This is a genomic window from Elstera sp. (genome assembly GCF_044372965.1).
GTDB lineage: Bacteria > Pseudomonadota > Alphaproteobacteria > Elsterales > Elsteraceae > Elstera.
In genome coordinates this window covers 1-3,581 of record NZ_JBILQX010000265.1, presented here as the reverse complement: position 1 = coordinate 3,581, position 3,581 = coordinate 1, and the positions used below count along the sequence as shown (strand labels likewise).

Genomic DNA, 3,581 nt, shown 5'->3' with positions numbered 1-3,581 from the left:
CGCCGCCTCGCCGCTATACCTGCGCGCGCCGGACGCTGTCATTCCCACGGGCGGCGGGGTTTTGCCGCATCTCCGCCCGATCGCCTAAGCGCACCCCATGTCGTTGCCGCCCCCCCGACTGCTGGAGTTAGGCCTAGCCCATGTGTCGCTGGCCTCCGCTTTGCATGGGGCCTGCTTTGAGGAAGGGTGGCGCCCGCAAACCTTTGTCGATCTGATGCAGGGCAGCGGCGTTTTTGGGTTTTTAGCGCTGGATTGGCGCGACCGCCCCCTGGGCTTTGCTCTGTCGCGCGTTACGGCGGGCGAGGGCGAGGTGCTCACGCTCGGCGTTTTACGGGAATCGCGCCAACAAGGTATTGGTCGGCTGCTTTTGTCAGGTCTTTGTGGGCGTCTTGCGGTATTGGGATGCCATGTTTTGTTTTTAGAGGTCGCCGAGGGCAATAAACCCGCCCAGCGTTTATACGAATCTTTCGGGTTCCGGCAGGTCGGCCGCCGTAAGGACTATTATGCGCACTTGGATGGATCGCGCGAGGCAGCCTTGGTGATGCGGCGTGATTTGGTTAGCTGATTAACAGATATCAACTTAAAGAAATTTATTTTTAAGGCTTTGCATTCATTTTTTTAACGCATGGATTTGCAAAAAGATTGCAACAGGGCTGAAAGCACCCTATACATTGCGAAGTATCAAGCGACATGGAATTGTTAACAATGTCGGATAGCAGCACTTCACGAGACCTTACGACGCTGACCACAAATGTGGTTGCGGCCTACTTATCCAATAACTCCGTGCCTGTCGGAGATTTGCCGGGTCTTATCCGTCAAGTCTACGGCGCGTTAACGAACTTGGGCACTCCTGTCGAAGTGGTTCCGGAGAAGCCAGTTCCGGCAGTGCCCGTAAAGAAATCGGTCACGCCGGACTATATCATTTGCCTTGAAGACGGCAAAAAACTGAAGATGCTCAAGCGTCATCTGAAAACCGCCTTCAACATGACCCCGGAACAGTATCGGGAACGTTGGGATCTTCCCAGCGATTACCCGATGGTTGCGCCGAACTATGCGACGCAGCGCAGCTCGCTTGCCAAGCAAATCGGTCTGGGCACGCGGTCGCGGCGCGGTTTGGGCAAGTAAGCCCTAACGATTGCGAATTGTACCGACGGCGGGGGGAGCGATCCTTCCGCCGTTGTGCTGACAAAAGGCCGGTTTTTCGACGATCCTTTGGGGGTCGATGGGCTCCGATTGAATCGGGCCCCATAAGGTACGTGCGCGCGCCCGGCCTTTTCGAGTATAAGAAGGCGAGTGAGGAGGGCTTTCCGTGCCACAGGAGACACTCTCGCGCCTCGAGCGCTTGTGCATCGATAAAGGGCTGAAGATGACCGAACAGCGGCGCATCATCGCCCGCGTTTTGTCCGACGCCTCGGATCATCCCGACGTGGAAATGCTCTACCGTCGCGCCACCAGTCTTGACCCGCGCATTTCTATTGCCACCGTGTATCGCACGGTGCGCCTACTGGAAGAGGCGAGTATTCTGGAACGCCATGATTTTGGCGATGGCCGCGCCCGTTATGAGGAGCTGCCGGAAGAGCACCACGATCATTTGATCGATGTCGATTCCGGGGCCGTTATCGAATTTCAGAACGGCGATATTGAAGAGTTACAGCGCAAGATCGCTGAAACCCTGGGGTATCGGCTGGTCGATCACCGGCTCGAACTTTATGGGGTTCGGCTTGATAAGCCGGAACCGGCGAAAGGTACTTAATCCCTATGGGACACGAGGTTGATCCAGCCCCGCATCGCTTGGCGGGCGAAACAGAAGCGCACCGCCTCGTTGGCGATTTGAAAACTGGAACGCTGGAAGTTCGGCTGGCCGAAACGGCGGCAGAATTGGACGCGGCGCAAGCTCTCCGCTATCGCATTTTCTACGATGAAATGCGGGCCACGCCCGATAGCGCGACGCTCGCCTCACAGCGCGATGTTGATGCCTATGATGCGACCTGCGACCACCTCCTTGTGCTGGATCACGCTTTGGGGACCGGCGCAGATGCCGTGGTCGGCACCTATCGGCTGATCCGCAAGCCGGCGGCGGATGCTTGCGGCGGTTTCTACACCCGCGAGGAATTCGATATCAGCCCCTTGCTGGGCCTCGGCGGCAAGCTTTTGGAATTGGGCCGGAGCTGCGTCGATACGCGCTACCGCACCCGCCCGACGATGCAACTGCTGTGGCGTGGCATCGCCTCCTACGTCTTTCATCACGATATTGCGCTGATGTTCGGCTGCGCCAGCCTGCCGGGGATCGACCCCGACGCCCACGCGCTGCCCTTGTCCTATCTGCATCACTACCATCTGGCCCCGCAGGAAATGCGCCCGCGCGCCCTGGCGGATCGGTTCGTTGCCCTCGACCGGATGCCGAAAGACGCCATCGACATGAAGCGCGCTCTGGCCGATTTGCCGCCGCTGATTAAAGGCTATCTGCGCTTGGGTGGTTTCGTCGGCGATGGCGCAGTGATCGACCATCAATTCAATACGGTCGATGTGTGTATTTTGGTGAAAACCGATCTCGTCACCGAAAAATACCTGAACCACTATAGCCGCACCACGGGCGGCGCGGGAACGGGCCCAACCGACGCGGCGGGCGACGAAATCGCCGGGGTTGCTTAAAATTCCATGAGCATCGGGGCGGGACGATGAGCGGCATTATGGCGGGCATTGGCTCGTTTCCTCTCGCCGTATCCCGGCTGATCGTCTACCTCGTCTTCACCTTTCTGTGCATGCCGGTGCAGATTGTCGCCATTGCCTTGGGCACCTCGTTCCGCACGCGCTTTCCGGTTTGGTATCATCGCCGTTGCCTGCGGCTCTTGGGCGTTCAGATTGAACAATGGGGCGAACGCTCGACCCTGCACCCAACGCTATTTATCGCTAATCACGGCGGTTATATCGATATCAGCTTGCTGGGCGCGCTGATCCCCGGCAGTTTTGTCGCGAAGTCGGAAGTAGGCACCTGGCCGTTATTTGGTTGGCTCGCCAAGCTTCAGCGCACGGTCTTCGTTGATCGTAAGCGCGGCTCCACCCATACCCAGCGCGACGATATTTCGAGCCGGTTGCACGCGGGCGATAATCTTATTCTCTTCCCCGAAGGCACCAGCAGCGACGGCAACCGCGTGTTGCCCTTCAAAAGCGCACTGTTCAGCGTCGCAGCGATTGAAACCGGGCACGGGCCGTTGGTCGTGCAGCCGGTCTCCATCGCTTATACGATGATCAACGGCATTCCCATGGGCCGGGCCTTACGCCCTTTCCTCGCCTGGTATGGCGATATGGAAATGGGCGGGCACCTGCTGCGTCTCGCCGGTTTGGGTAAAATCACCATTGCCGTTACCTTCCATCCGCCGGTAACGCTAAAGCAATTGGGCAGCCGCAAAGCGCTGGCCACCCACTGCGAAAGCGTCATTTCCAAGAGTTTGGCCGCCGCCCTCTCGGGACGCCCAGCCGCGCCCCTCCCCACCCCTTCCGCTACCGGTGCAGAATGAGCGTTAGTCTGTTCGATCTCTTTAAGATCGGTCTTGGCCCCTCCAGTTCGCACACAGTCGGCC

Annotated in this window: 6 protein-coding genes; all 6 read left to right on the top strand. The window is 58.6% G+C overall.

The genetic code is table 11. From position 1 onward, the window contains the following. The first annotated feature begins 97 nt into the window (after positions 1-97). Positions 98-565: a GNAT family N-acetyltransferase gene (locus tag ACIQ36_RS19275; protein WP_395832375.1), complete on the top strand. Its 468-nt coding sequence runs from the start codon at positions 98-100 to the stop codon at positions 563-565. Positions 566-705: 140 nt separating this feature from the next. Further along, the gene (locus ACIQ36_RS19270) at positions 706-1,125 is read left to right on the top strand and encodes a MucR family transcriptional regulator (RefSeq protein WP_045777221.1); all 420 of its coding nucleotides are present in this window, start codon (positions 706-708) and stop codon (positions 1,123-1,125) included. Between the two features lie 241 nt (positions 1,126-1,366). Further along, on the top strand, positions 1,367-1,753 hold the full coding sequence (locus ACIQ36_RS19265; RefSeq protein WP_395832379.1) for a transcriptional repressor: 387 nt from the start codon (positions 1,367-1,369) through the stop codon (positions 1,751-1,753). 5 nt (positions 1,754-1,758) lie between these two features. Then, positions 1,759-2,652, top strand: coding sequence for a GNAT family N-acetyltransferase (locus ACIQ36_RS19260; protein ID WP_395832373.1), 894 nt, complete (start codon positions 1,759-1,761; stop codon positions 2,650-2,652). A gap of 26 nt (positions 2,653-2,678) precedes the next feature. After that, on the top strand, positions 2,679-3,518 hold the full coding sequence (locus ACIQ36_RS19255; RefSeq protein ID WP_395832371.1) for a lysophospholipid acyltransferase family protein: 840 nt from the start codon (positions 2,679-2,681) through the stop codon (positions 3,516-3,518). Further along, the coding region (locus tag ACIQ36_RS19250; RefSeq protein ID WP_395832377.1) for a serine dehydratase beta chain at positions 3,515-3,581 on the top strand (67 nt) is incomplete at its 3' end. The genes ACIQ36_RS19255 and ACIQ36_RS19250, both read left to right, overlap by 4 nt.